The 22,538-nt window shown below is 60.0% G+C and carries 16 protein-coding genes; all 16 read right to left on the reverse strand.

The annotated features are described in order from the left end of the window. Positions 1-6 precede the first annotated feature (6 nt). Positions 7-1,173, reverse strand: coding sequence for a formate dehydrogenase subunit gamma (locus B9Z51_RS04110; protein ID WP_369958646.1), 1,167 nt, complete (start codon positions 1,171-1,173; stop codon positions 7-9). A gap of 16 nt (positions 1,174-1,189) precedes the next feature. After that, positions 1,190-1,426, reverse strand: coding sequence for a hypothetical protein (locus B9Z51_RS04115; RefSeq protein WP_108372001.1), 237 nt, complete (start codon positions 1,424-1,426; stop codon positions 1,190-1,192). A gap of 2 nt (positions 1,427-1,428) precedes the next feature. Then, positions 1,429-2,031 carry a formate dehydrogenase FDH3 subunit beta gene (gene fdh3B, locus B9Z51_RS04120; RefSeq protein ID WP_108372003.1) on the reverse strand — a complete coding sequence of 201 codons (603 nt, stop codon included), beginning with the start codon at positions 2,029-2,031 and terminating at the stop codon, positions 1,429-1,431. A 10-nt stretch (positions 2,032-2,041) separates the two neighbouring features. Beyond that, positions 2,042-5,002: a formate dehydrogenase subunit alpha gene (locus tag B9Z51_RS04125; protein WP_108372004.1), complete on the reverse strand. Its 2,961-nt coding sequence runs from the start codon at positions 5,000-5,002 to the stop codon at positions 2,042-2,044. A gap of 34 nt (positions 5,003-5,036) precedes the next feature. Beyond that, positions 5,037-5,249, reverse strand: a complete 213-nt coding sequence (locus B9Z51_RS04130; protein WP_108372006.1) for a formate dehydrogenase — start codon at positions 5,247-5,249, stop codon at positions 5,037-5,039. 128 nt (positions 5,250-5,377) lie between these two features. Beyond that, a complete protein-coding gene (locus tag B9Z51_RS04135) occupies positions 5,378-6,016 on the reverse strand; it encodes a molecular chaperone (RefSeq protein ID WP_108372719.1) in 639 nt (212 codons plus the stop codon). A gap of 11 nt (positions 6,017-6,027) precedes the next feature. Then, complete coding sequence (locus B9Z51_RS04140; protein WP_108372007.1) at positions 6,028-8,130, reverse strand: 4Fe-4S binding protein; 2,103 nt, start codon at positions 8,128-8,130, stop codon at positions 6,028-6,030. Further along, complete coding sequence (locus tag B9Z51_RS04145; protein WP_108372009.1) at positions 8,090-8,755, reverse strand: DUF3306 domain-containing protein; 666 nt, start codon at positions 8,753-8,755, stop codon at positions 8,090-8,092. The genes B9Z51_RS04140 and B9Z51_RS04145 overlap by 41 nt, the downstream gene beginning before the upstream one ends. Continuing rightward, on the reverse strand, positions 8,752-9,315 hold the full coding sequence (locus B9Z51_RS04150) for a DUF3305 domain-containing protein (RefSeq protein WP_108372011.1): 564 nt from the start codon (positions 9,313-9,315) through the stop codon (positions 8,752-8,754). The genes B9Z51_RS04145 and B9Z51_RS04150 overlap by 4 nt, the downstream gene beginning before the upstream one ends. A gap of 14 nt (positions 9,316-9,329) precedes the next feature. Then, positions 9,330-10,817: a sensor histidine kinase gene (locus B9Z51_RS04155; RefSeq protein ID WP_108372013.1), complete on the reverse strand. Its 1,488-nt coding sequence runs from the start codon at positions 10,815-10,817 to the stop codon at positions 9,330-9,332. Positions 10,818-10,951: 134 nt separating this feature from the next. After that, complete coding sequence (locus B9Z51_RS04160) at positions 10,952-13,909, reverse strand: molybdopterin-dependent oxidoreductase (protein WP_108372015.1); 2,958 nt, start codon at positions 13,907-13,909, stop codon at positions 10,952-10,954. Then, on the reverse strand, positions 13,906-15,720 hold the full coding sequence (locus B9Z51_RS04165) for an NADH-ubiquinone oxidoreductase-F iron-sulfur binding region domain-containing protein (protein WP_233254810.1): 1,815 nt from the start codon (positions 15,718-15,720) through the stop codon (positions 13,906-13,908). The genes B9Z51_RS04160 and B9Z51_RS04165 overlap by 4 nt, the downstream gene beginning before the upstream one ends. A 122-nt stretch (positions 15,721-15,842) precedes the next feature. Further along, complete coding sequence (locus tag B9Z51_RS04170) at positions 15,843-17,489, reverse strand: OFA family MFS transporter (protein WP_108372017.1); 1,647 nt, start codon at positions 17,487-17,489, stop codon at positions 15,843-15,845. Positions 17,490-17,678: 189 nt separating this feature from the next. Further along, positions 17,679-18,989, reverse strand: coding sequence for a benzoyl-CoA 2,3-epoxidase subunit BoxA (gene boxA / locus B9Z51_RS04175; protein WP_108372722.1), 1,311 nt, complete (start codon positions 18,987-18,989; stop codon positions 17,679-17,681). A gap of 295 nt (positions 18,990-19,284) precedes the next feature. Then, positions 19,285-20,712, reverse strand: a complete 1,428-nt coding sequence (gene boxB, locus B9Z51_RS04180; protein WP_108372019.1) for a benzoyl-CoA 2,3-epoxidase subunit BoxB — start codon at positions 20,710-20,712, stop codon at positions 19,285-19,287. Positions 20,713-20,851: 139 nt separating this feature from the next. Then, entirely contained in the window at positions 20,852-22,510 is a 1,659-nt protein-coding gene (boxC, locus tag B9Z51_RS04185; protein ID WP_108372021.1) for a 2,3-epoxybenzoyl-CoA dihydrolase, read from the reverse strand. Positions 22,511-22,538 lie beyond the last annotated feature (28 nt).

The raw sequence follows: 22,538 nt of genomic DNA on the forward strand, positions 1-22,538 counted from the left end.
CCAGATTCAGACTGAGGCCGAAGAAGCCGGGGTGCTGGTCGTTGCAGGCGTTGGTGACGGTGCAGTAACGGTCCGTTGGGCAGGGATCTTGCCCGACTTGATGTCGTCGTACCAGAGTTCGTGGTGCTCCTTGGCCCAAGTTTCGTCTACATAGCCGTCGCGCATGGCGCTGTAGGCGCCGCGCATGCCGATGGTGCCCATGTAGATGTGACCAATGAACATGGCCATCATCAAGCAGGTGGCCACGCCGTGGACCATGTTGGCGATCTGCATGGTGCTGCGCTCGTAAATCAGACCAGGCACCAGTTTGTCGAGCACCAGGCCCGACGCCACCACCACCAAACCCAAAAAGAACACACCGCCCCAGAACAGGAGTTTTTCACCGGCATTGAAGCGGTGCGAAGGCACCTCGGTGCCCGAGATCATGCCGCCACCCTTGAGCAACCAGGTGATGTCTTCCTTGCGCGGCAGGTTGTCGCGCACAAAGGTCACGATCACAATCACCAGCGACACCGCAAACAGCGGCCCGGCAAAGTTGTGGATGTTCTTGAGCGCATAGCTCAGCCAACCAAACAAGGCGTTGCCAATGATGGGCTGGATGAAGAACTTGCCAAAGGCCATGACGATGCCCGACACCGCCAAAGCCACAAACGCGATGGCATTGGCCCAGTGGGCCGAGCGCTCAAACGGCGTGAAGCGCTCGATCTTGCGGCCGGTCTCCTGGCCATGCAGCTCCATCGTGCCTTTGCGCCAGTAAAACAGCGCCACAGCGCCCAGCACGATCAGCAAGAGCGAACCACCATAAGGAATGATCCACTGGTTGCGCACCTGGCGCCAAGCTTCACCCGCGTTGGTCAAGCGCGAACCCGGGTACTGCACGAACTTCTGGATCAGGTTACCCGCTTCGGGGGCTTGGCTGAGGGGAAGACTGCTGTAGCCCGTCACGCCCTGCCCCACCTGGCGCCACATGGGCGCGTTGTTGCCGGGCTGGACCTGGCCGCGCTCGGCGTTGGTCTGGTCTTTGTACTTGGGATCCGTGTCGGCACCGGGTGCGACCTGGAAGATGTTGGCGCTCTTGACACCAGCGACCGCATCGGCGGGCAAAGCAGTCTGGGCAACAGCACCCAGGGCCATCCAGCCCCAGGCCAAAGTGAAGATCAAGCGACGCATGATCGGCTCCTCAATGTGCTCACTTGGGAGCACGCAGGTGATCGTTCATGCCGTAATTGGCACGGGCCTTGAGGTGGTTGGACCAGCTGGCCTGGTCACCGGCTGTCCAGCCTTCGGCGGTGAAAGCCGCCACACCCGTGCCCGCTTGCGCAGGTTGGTCGCTGCGGATGCCCGCACGGTCTTGTGGTTTTTCGCCACAGGCTGTCAAGCCAGCCAGAGCCAGCAGCACAGAAGTCGAGATCAGAATGCGGCGCATGGTCAGGCTCCTTGCTTGGCGGCAGTGCCGTAGGCCGTGCCCCAACCCCAGACTTCGGCACCCTTGCCGCGTTGGACCACGCGGCTGCGGAAGATCTCGGAGACCACGTCACCGTCACCGGCGAGCAGGGCCTTGGTCGAACACATCTCGGCACAGGCGGGCAGCTTGCCTTCGGCCAGGCGGTTGCGGCCGTATTTATCGAACTCGGCCTGGCTGCCGTGCTCTTCGGGCCCACCGGCACAGAAGGTGCACTTGTCCATCTTGCCGCGCACGCCGAAAGTGCCCTGACTGGGGAACTGTGGCGCACCGAAGGGGCAGGCATACGAGCAGTAACCGCAGCCGATGCACACGTCTTTGTCGTGCAACACCACGCCTTCATCGGTTTTGTAGAAACAGTTGACCGGGCACACCGCCATGCAAGGGGCGTCGGAGCAGTGCATGCAAGCCACCGAGATGGATTTTTCGCCAGGGATGCCGTCGTTGAGTGTGACCACGCGGCGGCGGTTCACACCCCACGGGACTTCGTGCTCGTTCTTGCAAGCGGTGACGCAGCCATTGCATTCGATGCAGCGCTCGGCGTCACAGATGAATTTCATTCGTGCCATCGTGTTCTCCTCAAGCCTTCTCGATGTTGCAGATGGTGGTCTTGGTCTCTTGCATCATGGTGACGCTGTCGTAACCGTAGGTGGTGGCCGTGTTGACCGCCTCGCCGCGCACAATGGGCGCTGCCCCTTTGGGGTAATGCGCCAGCATGTCTGCGCCTTGCCAGCGACCCGAGAAGTGGAATGGCATCCAGACGGTGCCCGTGTCCACACGCTCGGTGACCAACGCCTGGACATTCAGGCGGGCACCCGTGGCACCCAGCAACCAGACGCGGTCACCGTTGCGGATGCTGCGGTCGGCCGCCGTCTTGGGGTTGATCTCGACAAAGGCTTCTTGCTGCAACTCGGCCAGCCAGGGGTTGGAGCGGGTTTCTTCGCCGCCGCCTTCGTATTCGACCAAACGGCCAGACGTCAGGATGAGTGGGAATTTTTCGTAGGCTTTGTCGGCGATGTTCTTGTCCTGCACGGTTTTGTACAGGGTGGGCAGACGCCAGAAGGCTTTCTTGTCGTCGTGCGTGGGGTACTTGGCCGCCATGTCAGGGCGCGTGCCGTACAAAGGCTCGCGGTGCTGCGGGATGGGGTCTGGGAAGTTCCAGACCACGGCCCGTGCCTTGGCGTTGCCAAAGGGGTGGCAGCCGTGGTTTTGCATGAACACACGGATCATGCCGCCCGAAGCATCGGTCTTCCAGTTCTTGCCTTCGGCCTTGGCTTTTTCGGCATCGCTCAGCTCGTCCCACCAGCCCAACTTTTTCAGCAGGATGTGGTCAAGTTCGGGATAGCCTGTGGTGATGTCAGCCCCCTTGGAGTGCGAGCCGTCTTCGGCCAGCAAGCTCTTGCCTTCACGCTCCACACCGAAGTTGGCGCGGAAGTTGCCGCCGCCTTCCATGACGTGCTTGGAGGTGTCGTACAGATTGGGCGAGCCGGGGTGCTTGAGCTCGGGCGTGCCCCAGCAAGGCCATGGCAAGCCGAAATAGTCGCCGGTGAAGTCGTAGCCGGTTTCCTTGTCCTTGCCGCCTTTGGCCTTGAGGGTTTTCACGTCGAACACGTTCATGTTCTTCATGTGGGCCTTCAGCCGCTCAGGGCTTTGGCCGGTGTAGCCAATGGTCCAGACACACTTGTTGATTTCACGCAGGATGTCTTCGGGCATGGGCTCGTCCATGCCACCGACTTTTTGCATCTTGTAGTTCTTGGACAGCTCTTTGGCAAAGCCCAGTTTCTCGGCGAACTGGTGCATGATCATGTGGTCGGAGCGGCTTTCCCACAAAGGCTCAATGACCTTTTCACGCCACTGCAGCGAGCGGTTGGAGGCGGTGCACGATCCGCTGGTCTCGAACTGGGTGGCGGCGGGCAAGAGGTACACGGCGCGGTTGGGGTTCAGGTCTTCCGCCTTGCCGGGCATCGCAGCCATCGCGGCAGTGGCCGATGGGTAAGGGTCCACCACCACCAACAAGTCCAGCTTGTCCATGGCGCGTTTCATCTCCAGACCCCGGGTCTGCGAGTTGGGTGCATGTCCCCAATAAAACACGCCGCGCAGGTTGCTGTCCTGGTCGATCAGTTCGTTTTTCTCGAGCACACCGTCGATCCAGCGGGACACAGTGATGCCGTTTTTGCCCATCATGGCCGGGCTGGCGAACTGCTTTTTGATCCACTCAAAGTCCACGCCCCAGGCATTGGCAAAGTGTTTCCACGAGCCTTCGGCCAGCCCGTAGTAACCGGGCAGCGAGTCGGGGTTGGGGCCGACGTCGGTGGCGCCTTGCACGTTGTCGTGACCACGGAAGATGTTGGTGCCGCCACCGCTCTTGCCCACGTTGCCCAAGGCCAGTTGCAAGATGCACGATGCGCGCACGATGGCGTTGCCAATCGTGTGCTGGGTTTGGCCCATGCACCAGACGATGGTGCCGGGGTTGTTCTCGTGCAGCATCTTGGCGATCTTGAAGACTTGCTCTTCTTTGACGCCGCAGGCCTCTTCGACCTTGTCGGGTGTCCACTTGGCCATGACATCGGCCTTGACAGCGTCCATGCCGTACACGCGGTCATTGATGTATTTTTTGTCTTCCCAGCCATTCTTGAAGATGTGGTACAGCACGCCAAACAAGAATGGGATGTCGGTGCCCGAGCGGATGCGCACGTATTCGTCGGCCTTGGCGGCGGTGCGGGTGAAGCGCGGATCGACCACGATCATCTTGCAGCCGTTTTCCTTGGCGTGCAGCATGTGCAGCATCGACACGGGGTGGGCTTCGGCCGCGTTGGAGCCGATGTACAAAGCGACCTTGCTGTTTTGCATGTCGTTGTACGAGTTGGTCATGGCGCCATAACCCCAGGTGTTGGCCACACCGGCCACCGTGGTGGAGTGGCAAATACGGGCCTGGTGATCGCAGTTGTTGGTGCCCCAGAAGCTCACGAACTTGCGCATCAGGTACGCCTGTTCATTGTTGTGCTTGGACGAGCCGATGAAATACACGCTGTCCGGGCCGCTGGCTTTTTTCAGCTCCAGCATCTTGGCGCTGATCTCAGTCAGGGCGGTGTCCCAGCTGATGCGCTCGTACTTGCCGTTCACCAACTTCATGGGGTAACGCAGGCGGTACTCGCCATGGCCGTGCTCACGCAAGGCAGCACCTTTGGCGCAATGGGCGCCCAGGTTGATGGGCGAATCGAACACGGCTTCCTGACGCACCCAGACGCCGTTTTCAACCACGGCGTCGACGGCACAGCCTACCGAGCAGTGGGTGCACACGGTGCGCTTGACTTCGACCTTGCCTTTGCCAATGTTGTCCACACCGCCGGCGGCATGGGCTTTTTGCACCAGGCTCAGCTGTGAGGCGGCCAGGCCAACGCCCACGCCCAGGCCAGAACGGCGCAAAAAGCTGCGGCGGTCCAGTGTCGGCAAGGCTTGCGACAAGCCACGGCGCAAACTGTGAACAAAAGCAGAAGGGGCAGCGCCTGAGGCACCGGATTGTTTTTTGGTCAGCAACATGGAGGGCTCCAGTTGGGAAAAGAATAAAAATGAATCAAATGCGGGTGGTCTTGTAGTAGCGCTGGACGTGTTCGCTCAGGCTGTAACCCCCACCGCGCTCAGGCTTGGGCAAGGCCATGGCAGGCGCTGCGGGCAGATTGTTCTTGATCACGGTCGGCAAGACACTGGCTGCAGCCGCCACGGCGCCAACAGTTGCTGCGCCCGCAAACAAGCTGCGACGCGATACGGGTGAAGATTTTTCGCTCATGGTTTTTCTCCTGAACTGTGGGGGGCAAAAGCGCACGGACCTAGGCAAACCTTTGCATAACGGTCGATATTATCGATGGGTGATGTCCAAACCATCGGGGTAAACCGGTAGGTGGACAAAAAATCTTTTCAACGGCTGCCATCCAAAAGATCAAAACCCTGGGTCTCCACACTCACAAAAGCGGCCGTGAACGCGGCCACACGGGCATAAAAAACAGCCCGGGGGTGGGCCGCCAGCGCCTGACACAAAGCGGGCACCCAAGGCTGCACATGCTGAGTGAAGAACGCTTGCTGTTGCGTCAGGTTGGCCACCGACACGTCCTCACCGGCAATCAGGTAGCGCATGACCTCCATCACATAGGCCACATGGTCCTCGGTTTCGGGCATCTCATGGCTGCGGCCCAAACCCAATTCAGCCAAATCATTGCGCAACCTGACCAGGGGTTTTTCATTGAGGAAACCGCTCAAATAGTGCGAGCCAAACAAATACACCTCGGGCTTGCCCACGCCGCCAAACAGGCTGTTGTATTCGTTGGCAATGCGTGTCTCATCCAGGCTGCGGGCACAGGCCACGAGGTAGCGCCAGGATTCTTCCAAAAAGGCCCCGGCATCGGGCGCCTCGGTCACGGCCACCTGCAAGAGGCTGAGCAAATCGGCGCTGGGCGCCTGGTAATACAGTTGGGACAGCAGCCCGTAAATTTCGGCGCGAGCCGTCTCTTCATCCAGCGCATTGCCGGGTACGGCGGACAGGTGCAAGTCTGTGCTCATGTCTGATTCCATCACAGGGGTTTGTCATTGGCAGGTGCCACGCGCACCTGATCGGCGTCAGTGAACATGTCCACCACGCGGCAGTCGCCACACATCTTGAGTCGCTCCAGCGCCGCGCCCTGGAACATGCTGTGCCCCGCCAGACGACCCAGCATGGTTTCGATCGCCTTCACGGTGCCAAAGGGTTTGCCGCAACGCACGCAACCATAGGGTGGGCTGTTGTGCAGCACACGGGCTTGGTGCCGCTCGGGCAAGAGCGACAGACGCGGCTGCAAGCGAATGGCCTGCTCCGGGCAGGTCGTGGCACACAGGCCGCACTGCACGCAGTTCTTCTCGATGAATTTGATCTCGGGCTGCTGGGGGTTGTCTTGCAAGGCCGACGATGGGCAGGCCCCCACACAGCTCATGCACAAAGTGCATTTGAAGCCATCCACCACAATGGCCCCGAAAGGTGCGCCCGCCGCAGGCAAGGCCAAGGCCTGCGGACGACTTGCAGCCTCCTGCGACATGACCGGGGACTGGGCCATCAGGTGGTCAAGTGCCAACTCCAGGTTGCTGCGTTTTTCAGCTTGCACCGCATGGCGCGCAACCACAGCAGGCCCCGCTGGCGCCTTCACGCTGCGCCCGGCCAAGCGCTGCAAATCCGCATCCAGCGATTGCGGGTGCCCGGCTTCGATCAGCTGGAAATGCACCCCGGCATAACCCAGCCCCTGCAACAGGCTCTGGGCCACCGCCATTTGCTCCGTGAGCGCGGCGCGATACTGCGTCGCCTCTTCGTCGGTCAGCAGCACCAGCACCTGCCGCGCGCCATAAGCCACGGCCGACAGCCACAATTCCAGACCCACACTGGCCGTGTGCCACAAGGCCACAGGCAGCACACGGGCGGGCACGCCCTGCATGACCTGAAGTTGTGCGCCCCGGCCGAGTTCATCGATCAAGGCCTGGCCTTTGACCTGGCTGTGCAATAGCAGCACGGCATCGCGCCCCCCAGCAGCCTGATACGTCGTGAGCAAGGTGCGGATTTTGGCGCCCTGCTCTGCCGGGCGTGGATAGGCGTAGGTCAGTGCGCCCGTGGGGCAAGCCGTAGTACAGGCGCCACAGCCCACGCACAGGTGGGGGTTGACCACGATCTGCTGGCGGCTTTTGTCCGAACTGACCGCCTCGGCCGAGCAAATGTCGATGCAGGCGCTGCAGCCGACTTGTTCGTTGCGGCTGTGGGCGCAGAGCTTTTGTTTGTAGGCAAAGAAGCGGGGCTTTTCAAACTCGCCCACCAGCTCGCGCACCTTGAGCAAGGTTTGCAGGTCCTGGCCGTCCCAGCGGAAGTAACCCTGCGGCAGGGCGTGCGTGTGGAAGGTCGGCGATGCCTGGGCACCACGCAGATCAAGCACCACGTCAAAGCGTTCGGTTTGTGGCCGGGCGTCACGCATGAAATCGATGGCGCCAGCGGCCTCACAAGCCTTGACGCAGTCGCGGTGCGAAGTGCAACGCGACAAGTCCACCTGGTAATCCAGGCCAATGGCCTGCTCCGGGCAAGCGGACACGCAGGCATTGCATCGGGTGCACAGGTCCAGATCAATCGGGTTGCTCGCATCCCAGGCCACATCAAAGACGCCCAGCCAGCCCTTGAGACTTTGCAAGCGCCCAGCCAGCACCGGGAATCGCCGCTCTTGGCTGCCACCAGCGTTGCCGGGACCCTGGGCAAACACCGTGACTTGCATCGCATCCGACAAGAAGCTGGCGGCGCGTTCGGCGGCATCCACAGCGCCGATGATGAGCAAGCGCCCTGCGCTTTTGTAGGTGACCGTGGGCACCGGCTCAGGTTCAGGCAGGCGGGCTGCTGCCAACAAAGCGGCCATTTTGGGCATGGCGTGCGCGGCTTCGCGGCCCCAGCCGCCGGTTTCACGGATGTTGACAAAGCGAATGGGGGAAATGGCGCCTTCGGTTTGCTCCGCCAGCTCGGAGAACAGGCGTTTTTCCTGGGTACAGGCCACGACGACGGTGTCGCCGGTTTTCACGGCTTTTTGAAAGTTCCCGGCCTCACGGCGGCACAAAGTGCTGTGTAGCGTCAGGTCTTCACCCAGTGCTTTGCCCAGCGTCTGGGCTTGCAGGGGCATGGTTTGGTTGCAGTTGCAAATCAGGGTTGTCATGTTCACTCGGTGACCGTTGCGTGTCAGGTTCTCGAACCTGCGAATGCGGCGACTGTGCCACAAGTGCGGTCTGTGCTGTCGCCACCGAGTCCACAGCAGGGTTTTCATGGGGCGGCATTTCAGTGCTCACCGGATCACCCTGTTCGCGCTCCGGCGGCACCAGATTCAAAAACTGGGCGCCCACCATTTTTTCCAGCATGCCCGCGGGCAGCGGGTCTGGCGTGCTGTAGTCCCCAATGTAGATGTCCAGGCCGTCCATCACGTTGAAATGCGGATCGGTGAACAGCTTTTTGACCGCTGCATTTCGCACCTCAGCGGGCACGCCCTGGCGCATGAACGACTGAAAGTCCGACGATGGCGTCAGGGCTTGTGCGTCTTGCAGCGTGGGCAAAGCCTCGGCGGCTGTCGCTTCGGGGGGCGCATTGACACCGCTTGCATGCGGGTCTTGAGGCACGTCACCCTCTGCAGGCAAGCCCTCGCGCCCTTCCCCTGCGCCTGGTTGGGCCAATGGTTGATCGGGCTCATCGGCAGGTAAACCTTGTGCGGCTGCCTGCTTGCGGCGCGACCAGCGGCTGAAAAAATGATCGCTCATGCGCCCGCCCCACCGCCGCCGGGGCCTCGGCGTTTTTCTGTGGTGCTGACCGATGCGGGCTGCCCAAAGCGATCGGTCAAGCCTTGGAAACTTTGTGGGCGCTGACGTTTTTTGACCTCGGGCACAAAGTGTTGTTGCACGAAATCACGCAAGGCCGCCAACACCACCGGAGGCGCAGGGACGGTCTCGACCGTTTCCTGCGCATCCAGCCAGCGCCCGGCATCGTGGTAACTCAAACTCACCGCCTGGGGCACGGCCACCGGCTCCTGGCCCTCACGCTCTTGCAAGCGCCACATCACAAAAAAGCAAGGCGTGGTCGAGCTCAGGTTCAGCCAATAGCCCTCGGCATCATCGGTGAACAACTCGACTGGCCAACCAGGGTAAAGCCACAAGGACTCCAGCCCGCTTTCGCGCAAACAGCGCGGCTCAGCACCAAAACTGTCTTCGTGCGGCACCAAATCGTCCAGCACCCAACGCGTGGCCTGCCAGCGGGCCATGGGGCCTTGCAAGGCCTCCTGGCGCATCAGCACTGCCACCGTGGTCAAAACTTGTGCGGACATAAGACCTTTCTGCTTTACAAGAGCGCGTAATCGATGGTGGGCAAGCTCAGGGTGAACACCGTCCCCTTCCCTGGTTCGGACTTGAATGTCAGCTTGCCACCATGCGACTCGATGATCGATTTGCTGAGCCACAAGCCCACCCCCATGCCTTGGGACTTGGTGGTTTTGAACAAGCTGAACACATCGTCGGCGCGCTCAGGGTCGATGCCCATGCCATTGTCTTGCACATGCAACTCCAGATGATCTTGGAGAACTTGACCGTGAACCTTCAAATGCGGATAGCGAACAGGGGACTCCAACATGGCATCGATCGCGTTGTTCAGCAAATTCAGCACCACTTGTTGCAATTGGGTCGCATCGCCCGTCAAACGGAAATTTTCATCAAATTCAGTGCTCAGCCGAATTTCAGACTCCAGCATTTTGAAACTCACCAAATCAATCACATCCATCACCAGGCGCTCAAAATCCATGCGCGTGTATTCGCCTTTGCCCATGCGAAACAAGTTCCTGAGCTTGCGAATGATGTCCCCTGAACGCTGGGTATTTTTGACGATGGCATCGGCGACGGTCTTGAGCGTTTTCAGATCCGGCTGTGTCTGCTCCACCATGGCTGTTGACAGTTTGCTTTGTACCAATTCCGCATGCAGCATCGTCGCGGTCAATGGCTGGTTAAGCTCATGGGCAAAACTGGCCACCAGCGCCCCCATGCCTGCGCTTTTGTTGGACAGGGTCAGCTGACGGATGATTTCCTCGCGCTCACGCAGCAAGGCGCCCAAGTCGTCCGAATGTTGCTGAAACAAGGAGGCGCGCTCTTGTTCGCGCGCCAATTGCTGCTCAGCCTGCAAGCGTGCACGGTGCGTCTGATCGATAAAGATCTGCATGAAGCCCACATTCAACATGCTGATCGCCACAAACTGCCCGGCAAACACAATGAACTGGTCCCAGGACACGTCGTAAAGTTCGGTGGCTCCCCACCCCATCAACAACGCAAACGTCTTGATGCCCAAGCTGACGGTCAGCACGCCCCCCGCCGCCTTGACCGAGGTCGCCCCAATCGTGTCGTGCTCAACTCCGATGCGCTGACCAGACACAAAATATTCAAAGCAATTGAAGGTGAAATAGCCATAAAAAACCAACATGACCACTTCGACAGATGCGCCTGAAAACTGCAGCGTATAGCTGCCCGCCAGAAAAGCCAGATTCAGCAGGCCATGCACCCACAGCCAGGATGTGGGGGCGGCATCTGCCAAGGAGCGCAGGGCAATTTGCCGCCCCCAGTTGCCCAAAGCCATGAGCAAGACGCCCAAGACGACCACCGTGTCATCACTCAGCCATCCCCGGCTGCCAAACACACACAGGCTCAGTGCACTGAAGATGCCTGACAGACTCCACAAAGAGACCAGCTGGCTGCGAAAACGCGCCAAGCCATACCAAATGGCAGCATGCAACATCAAATAAAGGAACGCGTCCATCCAGAAGATGGTTTGCACGTCTGGGATCAAAAAAGCTCTCCTTGGCTGTCAGCAGTCATATTCAAAAGGGGGTGCAATTCCCCCTCCTTGATGACTTTCAAGCCGCAGATTATGCGGTCAGCGCACGACCAGGGCGTCATGTGCGGGGCATGGGGCCCGCCATGTCAAGGGCTGGTCGTTGCTTGCTGAGCGTAACCCTGCACCACCGAAAGATCACCCCCAGCCCGGATGGCGACTGCGCAATACTTGAACTCGGGAATTTTCCCGAAAGGGTCCAGCGCTGCATTGGTCATCAGGTTGGCCGCCGCTTCGTAATACGCAAAGGGCACAAACACCGCACCTTGGGGTGTGCCATCGTCGCGCCTGACATGCAGGGTGACTTGACCGCGGCGGGACTGGATTGTCAGCACATCGCCCGTACTCAAACCCAGCTGAGCCAAATCGCTGGCGCACATCGATGCCGTGGCCATGGGCTCAATGGCGTCGAGCACGGTGGCACGCCGGGTCATGCTGCCCGTGTGCCAGTGCTCCAGTTGTCTGCCGGTGATCAGCACAAAGGGGTATTGGGCATCGGGCCGCTCGTTAGCGGGAATGATGTCAGCGGGCACCAGATTCACGCGGCCGTCTTCGGTCGCGAAATGGTCAATGAACACCGTGGGGGCACCCGGGTCATCGGCGGTCAAGCAAGGGTAAGTCACGCTGGACTCGCGCTGCAAACGTTCCCAAGTGATGCCCGAGATGGCGGAGTGCATGGCCCGGCGCATTTCGTCATAGACCTCGGCCACGCCATCGAATTCGCCTTCGTAGCCGCAGGCCAGTGGACGGCCACGGCCCCAATCCCCCACGGGGGTCGACAGGGTGTGCGAGGCATGGGCCCCGATGCGCTCAGCCATCTGCTGGATGATCCACAAATCGGGTTTGGCCTGGCCGGGCGGGTCAATCGCTTGCTTGCCCAATTGCACCATGCGGTCGGTGTTGCTGACGGTGCCGTTTTTCTCGGGCCAAGCGGTCGCGGGCAACACCACATCGGCCAGCCAGGCGGTTTCGGTCATGAAGATGTCCTGCACCACCAAATGGTCGAGCGATGCCAGCGCGTGGCGGGCATGGTTCAAGTCCGGGTCGCTCATGGCGGGGTTCTCGCCCATGATGTACATGCCGCGCACCTTGTGCGCATCGGTCTCGGGTGCCAGGATCTTGTGCATGATCTCCACCACCGTGTAGCCCGGTTGGGCATCCAGCGGGGTGCTCCAGAAGTCTTCAAACCAGGCGTGCGCCGCCCCGTTGGTCACGCGTTGGTAGTTGGGGAACATCATCGGGATCAAACCCGCGTCCGATGCACCTTGCACGTTGTTCTGGCCACGCAAAGGGTGCAGACCCGAGCCGGGTTTGCCGATCTGGCCCGTCACGGTGACCAAGGCGATCAAGCAACGGGCGTTGTCGGTGCCGTGGACGTGCTGGCTCACGCCCATGCCCCACAAAATCATGGCGCCTTTGGCTTTGGCAAACTCGCGTGCCACTTCGCGCAAGGTTTCTGCGGGCACGCCGCAAATGGGCGCCATCGCCTCAGGGCTGTAGCCTTTGACGTTCTCTTTCAGAGCTTCGTAATTGTTGGCACGATGGGCAATGAAGTCCTGATCGACCAAGCCTTCTTCGATCACCACATGGATGAGCGCATTGAGCATGGCCACATCGGTGTCGGGCTTGAATTGCAAGGTGCGCCAGGCGTGTTTGCCAATGTCGGTGACCCGGGGATCGGCCAACACGATTTTGGCGCCGCGCTTGGCGGCATTTTTCATCCAGGTCGCGGCCACAGGGTGGTTGGCCGTCGGGTTGGAGCCAATGACAAAAATCAAGTCTGAATGCTCCACGTCATTCACTTGGTTACTCACTGCACCTGAGCCTACGCCTTCCAGCAAAGCGGCCACACTGGAGGCATGGCACAAGCGTGTGCAGTGGTCGACGTTGTTGGAGCCAAATCCGGTGCGCACCAATTTTTGGAACAAGTAGGCTTCTTCGTTGCTGCCTTTGGCGGAACCGAATCCGGCCAAGGCCTTGGGGCCAAACTGGTCACGCAATTGTTTCAATTGGCCAGCGCCCAAGGCCAGGGCTTCTTCCCAAGTGGCTTCGCGGAACACCTCGGACCAATCGGCACTGTCGCGGTTCAAGCGGTTGAGCAACTCTGGGTCTTTGGAAACCCCGTCCTTGCGGATCAAGGGCACTGTCAGGCGCTGTGGGCTGGCGGCGTAGTCAAAGCCAAATCGCCCTTTGACACAGAGGCGGTTGTGGTTGGCGGGGCCATCGCGCCCGTCCACACTCACGATCACGTTGTCTTTGACGTTGTAAGTCAACAAACAACCCACGCCGCAAAATGGACACACCGAATCGACCTTTTTGTCGACCACTTGCGTGCCCACTTGGGTTTTGGGCATCAGGGCACCTGTGGGGCAGGCCTGCACACATTCACCGCAAGCCACGCAGGTGCTGTCGCCCATGGCATCGCCCAGGTCAAACACGATTTCACTGTGCGCGCCGCGCGAGGCGTAACCAATGACGCCATTGACCTGCTCTTCACGGCAAGCACGAACGCAGCGGTTGCACTGGATACAAGCGTCCAGATTCACGGCCATGGCGGGATGGGAGACATCGGTCTCGGGCTGTTCGCGGCGCAGGGCTTTCAGCTCAGGGCGCACCGTCACGTCCATGCGGCTGGCCCAGTCGCTCAGTTCACCGTGCTGCCCCGTGTCGGTGGCTGCACCCTGACCGGTCACGTCAGCGTCGTTCCATTTGTGTCCCACGTCGGGCATGTCAGACAGCAGCATCTCCAGCACCATCTTTTGGCTTTTGACAGCGCGCTCACTTTGGGCCTGCACTTGCATGCCCTCGGTGGCACTGCGACAGCAACTGGGGGCCAGTGTGCGTTCGCCTGCGATCTCGACCACACAAGCGCGGCAATTGCCGTCGGCGCGGTACCCGTCCTTGTAGCAAAGGTGGGGAATATCGATGCCATGGCGCTTGGCGGCCTTGAGGATGGTTTCGCCCTCATAAGCATGGATGGTTTGGGCGTCGAGCTTGAATTCGACGGTTTTCGGGGTCACTTCGGACAAAGAGGTCGGTGCGTTCACAGCGATGCTCCAATTTCCTGAGGAAAATATTTCTGGACGCAGCGAACCGGATTGGGCGCCGCTTGACCGAGACCACAAATGGAGGCATCGGTCATCACCCCATTGAGGTCCTCCAGTGTGGCGTTGTCCCACACCTGGGCGTCCATCAATGCGGCCGCTTTGGCCGTGCCCACCCGGCATGGCGTGCACTGCCCGCAGCTTTCGTGGGCAAAGAAGTTCATCATGTTCAAAGCAGCATCTCGCGCTTTGTCTTGGTGTCCCAACACGATCACGGCCGCTGAACCGATGAAGCAGCCATACGGCTGCAGGGTGTCAAAGTCGAGTGGAATGTCACCCATGCTGGCGGGCAAAATGCCGCCCGAAGCGCCACCTGGCAAATAGGCATACAGCTCATGGCCTGGGGCCATGCCACCGCAGTATTCGTTGATCAACTCTTTGACAGTGATGCCCGCTGGTGCGAGTTTCACCCCGGGGTGTTTGACGCGTCCGCTGACACTGAAACTGCGCAAGCCTTTGCGCCCATTGCGGCCAAAGCCACTGAACCATTGCGGCCCCCGCTGCACGATGTCGCGCACCCAGAACAGGGTTTCGAAGTTGTGCTCCAGCGTCGGGCGGCCAAAGAGGCCCACTTGCGCGATGTAAGGCGGGCGCATGCGCGGCTCACCCCGTTTGCCTTCAATGCTTTCGATCATGGCGGACTCTTCGCCACAGATGTAGGCACCGGCACCGCGACGCAGCTCGATCAAGGGCAATTTGCAAGGCGGGTTCGCCTGCAACTTGGCCAACTCGGCCTCCAGCAGTTCGCGGCAGCCGTGGTATTCGTCACGCAAATAAATGTAGCAAGCGTCAATGCCCACCACCTGCGCGGCCACCAGCATGCCTTCCAAAAAACGGTGCGGGTCGCGCTCCAGATAAGTGCGGTCTTTGAAGGTGCCAGGCTCACCCTCGTCAATGTTCACCGCCATCAGTTTGGGAGCGATTTGGTCGCGCACGATGCGCCACTTGCGCCCGGCCGGGAAGCCTGCGCCACCCAAGCCGCGCAGGCCCGAGTCTTCCATGGCTTGGATGCACGACTCGGCGTCGAGACGACCCGAAGCGACGTCCTTGAGCAAGGCGTAACCGCCTTGGGCCAAATACGCGTCCATGCCCACATAGGCGGGCGCGGTGCTCACATCGGACACAGGCGAGACCGCTTGTTCTGCCAACGCTGCCGCATCGAACTGCGCTTGGTCTGCCGCCTTGGGGTGGCCGTGCAAGTTGGCAGTGACTGCCTTGGCCACCGCCTCGGTGGTCGCAAAGGGCACGGGATGCTGGTGCACCACCACTGCAGGCGCTTGCTCACAGCGGCCAATGCAGGGCGCTGCGATCACACGCACATCGCCTGAACCCAAAATTTGGGGCAATCGGGCCAACAAGTCTTGCGCCCCCGCCAGCTCACAGCTCAGGCCATCACAGACCCGTACAGTCAAGCCCGGCGCGACGTCGTCACCCTTGATCACTTCAAAGTGGTGATAGAAGGTGGCGACCTCGTACACCTCGGCCATCGGGATGTTCATCTCTTTGGCCAGCGCCACCAGATGGTGATCGTGCAGCCCGCCGAAATGGTCATTGAGCACATGCAAGTGTTCGATCAACAGATCACGCCGATGGGGTGCCGCACCCAACAATTCGCGCACGGCGGCCAAAGAGGCATCGTCAGTTTGACGGCCTTTGAGTTTGCTTTTGGAGCGGATGCGCTGGCGCATGTCGTCGACCGTGGCCAAGGTCACGGCAGACGACGAATGGGGAACTGAACTTTGAGAATTTTGCATGGATCGTCCATTGAAACATATGCGCACCAAGGCAGTTTCGCCAAAACCAAAAAGCCCCGCAAACGCAATGACTGCGACAGCGGGGCTTGAGCAGGCGCTTTACCGACGCGGTGTTGGGCGCATCAGGCGAAGAACTTCGCGACGCTGAGCAAGGTTCTGTAGATGCCCCAAGCCAAGGGGATGCCAACAGCCACCCAAGCCAATGCCACGAACATGGGACTCACCGCATCCGACCCTGAGGCTTCGCCACCGCGCACCACTTCAGAGGCGACCGCCTTTTCGTGGGCCAGGCGTTTTTCGTGCGCCAGCTCGTCTGGCGTCATGAACCATTTGTCGTTCAGCGGTTTGACCAGCAAGTTGCAAATCAAGCCCACCACCAGCATGCCCACCAGGATGTACATGGTTTGGTTGTAAACCTGCTCACGCGGGATGCCCAAGCCCAGTTGGTATTCGCGCATGTAGTTCACCACCACCGGGCCGAGCACACCCGCCGTAGCCCATGCCGTGAGCAAGCGGCCATGGATGGCGCCCACCATTTGTGTGCCAAAAATGTCGGCCAGGTAAGCCGGCACGGTCGCGAAGCCACCGCCGTACATGCTCAAAATGATGCAGAAGGCGGCCACAAACAACACAATGCTGCCCGCTGCGGCGCTGCCTGGCACACTGAAATACAGCACGCCACCGAGCACAAAGAACACGATGTAGGTCAGCTTGCGGCCCAGTTTGTCAGACAGGCTGGCCCAGAAAAAGCGGCCACCGATGTTGAACAAGCTCAAGAGCGCAGTGAAACCCGCAGCCACCGTGGCAATGGCTTTGAGTTGGTCCTTGTCCAGATCACCAAACTTTGCAGGGACACCGATCAAGGTGCCACCAAAAACTTCTTGCAGCATGGGCGAAGCCATGCCAATCACACCGATGCCTGCGCTCACGTTCATGCACAGCACCATCCAGATCAGCCAGAACTGGGGAATGCCCCAGACCTTGCTCACATGCACGTGACGCTGCGTGATCATGGCGTTGTTCACTTGGGCAGGGGGTGGCGTCCAGCCCGCTGGCTTCCAGCCCGTTTCAGGCACCCGGTAACCCAGAGCGCCCGCCATCATGAACACGAAGTACCCCAAGGCCATGACGATGAAGGTTTGCATCACGCCCACGTCGGTGGGGGTGGCGAAATACTTCATCAGGTCAGCGGCCAAAGGCGAACCAATCATTGCGCCGCCGCCAAAGCCCATGATGGCCATGCCCGTGGCCATGCCGCGGCGATCGGGGAACCACTTGATCAAGGTCGAAACCGGCGAGATGTAGCCCAATCCCAAACCAATGCCGCCGATGATGCCGGAGCCGACAATCATCAACCAGAACTGGTGCAGGTAAATGCCCAAGGCCGACAGCAGCATGCCGCCACACCAGCACAGCGCCGAAACGACACCCGCCTTGCGAGGACCGGCACGTTCAAGCCAGCCACCCCAAGTGGCCGCACTGGTGCCCAGCAACACGAAGAACAGGGTGTACATCCACCCCAAGGTTGAAATTTGCCAGTCGCAGCTGGTGGTGAAGAGTTGCGCCCAGAACCCCACATCAGGGCCACATTTGACTGCATCCTTGATGCCGATCGCTTTGGACAGCGGCAACCAAAACACCGAAAAACCATACGCCATGCCAATGCACAGGTGAATGGCCAAGGCAGCAGGGGGAACCAACCAACGGTTAAAGCCGGGGCCGGCGATGATCCGTTCTTTGTCCAACCAACCAGGCGATTGAGTCGTCATGCAAATACTCCAAAGGTTCATGGATGCTGGTCTAAGCCAACACGGCCGAGATCAAGTGAACGTTGAGAATCTGCGCCAAAGCTGAATGAAAACTTACATGAATCACTGATTCACCTCAAGGCAAGGGATAACCATGACCAATGACTGAATCCAATTTTTCACTGAGCCCTATAAAAAAAATCAATTGAATCAGTAAGTTTCCAGATGCAGTCGACCTTGTTGCTTGAGGGACTGACCCAACGCTTCCCAATCCAAGCCCGCGTTTTGTGCGATGTCACGCAAGGCCATGACCACGCCCTCTTCCATGCTCTTGAGGCCACACACATAGAAACAGGTGTTGCCGTCTTTGAGCAGGGCCGCCACATCGGCAGCGCGGTCGCGCAGGGCGTCCTGCACGTAGCGTTTTGTTTTGCCTGCTTCGCGCGAGAAAGCAAATTCGATGTCGATGAAGTCTTTGGGCAGGTTGTTCAGCGGTCCAAAGTACGGCAACTCAGCGGGCGTGCGGGCGCCGAAAAACAGCATCAGCTTGCCGCCTTCAAACTTGCCGCTGGCGCGCAGGCGGCGACGCCATTCGGTCATGGCGCGCATGGGCGCAGAGCCTGTGCCGGTGCAGATCATGACGATGTTGCTCTTGGGGTGGTTGGGCATCAGGAAGCTGGCACCGAACGGCCCAATCACCTGCACCTTGTCGCCCACATTGAGGTCGCACATGTAGTTGGAGCCCACACCGCGCACAGGCTTGCCGTCGTGGTCTTCGAGCACCCGCTTGATGGTCAGCGACAAGTTGTTGTGGCCTGGCCGCTCGCCGTTGCGGGGGCTGGCAATCGAGTACTGGCGCGCATGGTGCGGCTTGCCTTTGGCGTCTTCGCCGGGAGGCAAGATGCCAATCGATTGGCCTTCGAGCACCGGGAAAGGCAGGTTGCCGAAATCGAGCACGATGTGGTGGGTGTCGTAGTCTTTGCCGACTTCGGTCACGCGCAGGTTGCCCGTGACGGTGGCGGTGATGGTTTTGTCGGCAGCTTTGGGGCCATAGAGGTTGGTGTAGGCGTGGGCGGCCGACCAAGGGGGAATGGTCGCACCGAACTGGGCCGAATTGAAGCCCGAAGCGACAGCGGTTGTGGCTGCCGATGCCGAAGAGGCGGCAGCTTGCACAGCGGCTTGTGCTTCTTGTTCTGCGACAGCGGCATCACCGCCACCCGTGTCACCTGTTGCTTCGGCCAGTTCTTCGGCACTCAGTTCAGCAGGCAGCTCGTCCCACTTGAGTTGTTCTTCGATGCTGTAGGCCTTGGCCTTGGGCATCATGCGCCAGTTGTCAATCGAGCCTGTAGGGCATGGCGAGATGCAGTCCATGCAGAGGTTGCAGATGTCGGCCTTGACCACGTAGTTGAGCGAGTCGTGCGTGATCGCACCCACCGGGCAGATCGCTTCGCAGGTGTTGCAGCGGATGCAGATCTCGGGGTCGATGACGTGCTGTTTGATCAGCGTTGCTTCGGTGCTCATGTCTTGACTTTCGGGTGTTTTGTCTTTGGGGTCTGCGTGGTCCGCAACGGCATGGCCTGGGGCCGGGCGCCTCATACTGGGGTACCAGAAATCGGCGCCCGGCCCCAGGCCATGCCGTCGCTCTGTGCCAGTTTTAGCCTCGGCAGTCTACCGGTGTTTGTGCGCTGTGCGCACTCATGCAGTTGACAGGGGAAGGGGCGGGTGACGATTTCTGGTACCCCAGTATGAGGAACCCGCCCCTTCCTCTGTCAACTGCCGCCCCCAACATGGAGGCAGCAGTCGATCAAGGAATCAATCAGTTAAAACGGACGTAATCAAAGTCCACGGGCTGACGGTTGATGCCCATGACGGGTGGTGCGATCCAGTTGGCGAACTTGCCTGGCTCGACGACACGGCCCATCAGGCTGGCCACATAAGCGCGGTCTTCATTGGTGGGCAGCCACTCGCCCACTTGCGCCATCCACTGCTCGTCGGTCACCACTTGGCCGTCGGGCGTGATCTTGGAGCCGGACAAAGAGCCGATGTTGCGGTGGAAGGCTTTGTGCGGTGCCTTCAAGGTGAAAGGAATGCCAGCCTTGGCAATCACGCGGTTCCAACGGTCAATGCCGCCTTTGGAATCGGTGATGTAGTCGTCGCGCAGCACTTCGTTCAAAGCGTTGAGCATCGGCACTTCTTTTTCGACCAGCTTGCCGTCTTCGACCGACAAGATCTTGTAGCTGTTGCCCTTCAGGATGTGGTCATCACCACGCTTGCCTTCTTCGTAACGGCCTTTCAAGCCGGAGCTGTAGAAGGTGGCCGCATTCGACGACTGGTCGGCACCGAACAGGTCGATGGTCACCGAGAAGTGGAAGTTGATGTAACGCTGGATGGTGGGCAAATCGATCACGCCGGCAGCGCGCAGCTTGGCCACGTCGTCGGTCTTGAGTTCGTTCATCACATCGACGGTGCGCTGGATGGTGCGGCTCACACCGGACTCGCCCACAAACATGTGGTGCGCTTCTTCGGTCAGCATGAACTTGGTGGTGCGGGCCAGTGGGTCGAATGCCGACTCGGCCAAGGCGCACAACTGGAACTTGCCGTCACGGTCGGTGAAGTAAGTGAACATGAAGAACGACAACCAGTCAGGGGTCTTCTCGTTGAAGGCCTGCAAGATGCGGGGGTTGTCTTGGTTGCCGCTGTTGCGCTCCAGGAGGCCTTCGGCTTCTTCACGGCCGTCCTTGCCGAAGTATTTGTGCAGCAGGTAGACCATGGCCCACAGGTGGCGGCCTTCTTCCACGTTCACCTGAAACAGGTTGCGCAGGTCGTACTGGCTGGGGGCCGTGAGGCCCAGGTGGCGCTGTTGCTCCACAGACGCTGGCTCGGTGTCGCCTTGCGTCACGATGATGCGGCGCAGGTTGGCGCGGTGTTCGCCAGGCACGTCTTGCCAGGCGGCTTCGCCGATGTGGTCACCGAAGTGGATCTTGCGGTCTTGCTCGCCGGGGTTCAGGAAAATGCCCCAACGGTAGTCGGGCATCTTCACGTGGCCGAACTGGGCCCAGCCTTGAGGGTCCACGCTCACGGCGGTGCGCAGGTAGACGTCGAAGTTTTGCGAGCCGTCAGGACCCATGTCATTCCACCATTGCAGGTAGTTGGGCTGCCAGTGCTCGAGCGCACGCTGCAAGGTGCGGTCTTCGCTCAAGTTGACGTTGTTGGGGATTTTTTCGCTGTAGTTGATACCGGACATGATGTTCTCCTGGGGTGGTTAATCGGGTTGAGTTGTTTCGGGTTATGCGTTGAGCGTTCGGCGTTGAGCGTTGGGAGTCAGGCGTTGAGCGTTATTGACCAGCTTCACGCTGAACGCTCAACGCCAAACGCTGAACGAATCAGACACGGTTCATGTCGAATTGGACTTTTTCGCCTTTGCCGTAGACCTTCAAGGCACCTTTTTCGCCAACAGCGTTGGGGCGCTGGAAGATCCAGTTCTGCCAAGCGGTCAGGCGGCCGAAGATGCGGGTCAGCATGTTTTCCTGGCTGGCGAAACGCAGGTTGGCTTCCAGACCGGTCAGGGCGTCGGGCGACATGGATGCACGCTCTTCCAGGGCCAGGCGGATTTCGTCAGCCCAGTCGATGTCGTCAGGGGCGGCAGTCACCAAACCCAGGGCCAGAGCAGCGTCAGCGTCCAAGGCCTTGCCGATGGCAGCGCGAGCGGCTTCCATGACAGGCACTTCTTCATAGAAGCGGCGCTGCAAGCGGGTCTGGTCGTTGACCATGGGGAAAAAACCGAAGTTCATTTCGTTCAGTTGGATCTTGGGGGCCTTGGCTTCGTCGTCGGGCAGGGCCAGCATGTAAGCACGGTCGGCGCAGAAAGCCAATTCAGCCAGTGTGCCCACAAAGCAGGTGCCTTCTTCGATCAGAGCGAACAGGCTGCGCGAGGTCACGTCCATGCGTGCCAAGGTGCGGCGCAGGTGGCCGATGGTTTCGCGCACAAACCAGTGGTCTTTGTGGGCCAACAAAGTCGCGTCAGACGCCAGCACGGCCGCAGCGTCGCCCGCTGTTTTGAGCACCCAGGTGCCGATGTCGAGTTCGTTGGTGCGCATGTGCAAGATGGCATCGTCGAGTTCGCGCACCATCTGCAAAGGCCACCAGTTCACACCAGCGGCTTCGATGCCAGCGATGTCGGTCGGTTGCGCTGTGGCAGGGGCTTTGACAGTGAAGGTGGCGATCCGCTTGGCGCGGTCGATCTCCACCGTGACGTTGGTGTAAGTCAACGCATCGGCCGCGATGGTGCGGTTCAACGGTGTCAACTCCACGCCTTTGACGCCTGCGGTGCGGATGCTGCCAGCGGCCAGTTGGGTGGCACGGGCTTTGACGGCTTCTTTGAACACAGCCGGCTTGGCGATCGCATCGACCAAACGCCAGTCCACGGCTTTTTGGCCGCGCACACCTTCGACGCTGGTGCAAAAGATGTCGGCCAGGTCATGGCGCACATGGCGCTTGTCGGTCACGCGGGTCAGGCCACCGGTGCCAGGCAACACGCCGAGCAAAGGCACTTCGGGCAGCGACACAGCGCTGGAGCGGTCGTCGACCAAGACGATTTCATCGCAAGCCAGGGCCAACTCGTAGCCGCCGCCAGCACATGCACCGTTCAGGGCAGCCACAAATTTCAGGCCGTCGTGCTTGCTGGAGTCTTCGATGCCGTTGCGGGTTTCGTTGGTGAACTTGCAGAAGTTCACTTTCCAGCCGTGGGTGGACACACCCAACATGAAGATGTTGGCGCCGGAGCAGAACACGCGGTCCTTCAAGCTGGTCACCACCACCGAGCGCACTTCAGGATGCTCGAAACGGATGCGCTGCAGTGCGTCGTGCAGTTCAATGTCCACACCCAGGTCGTAGCTGTTGAGCTTGAGCTTGTAGCCAGGGCGGATACCGGCGTCTTCGTTGATGTTGATCGACAAGGTCGCGATCTCGCCATCAAAGGCCAGATGGATGTGCTTGTATTGGGAAGGGTTGGTTTGGTAGTCAACCTGGAAAGCTTGCGTCATGTGGGTGTCTCCGTGGAAGAAGGTGGAT

Origin of the sequence: Limnohabitans sp. T6-5 (assembly GCF_003063315.1) — a bacterium.
In the GTDB taxonomy this organism is placed as follows: domain Bacteria; phylum Pseudomonadota; class Gammaproteobacteria; order Burkholderiales; family Burkholderiaceae_C; genus Limnohabitans_A.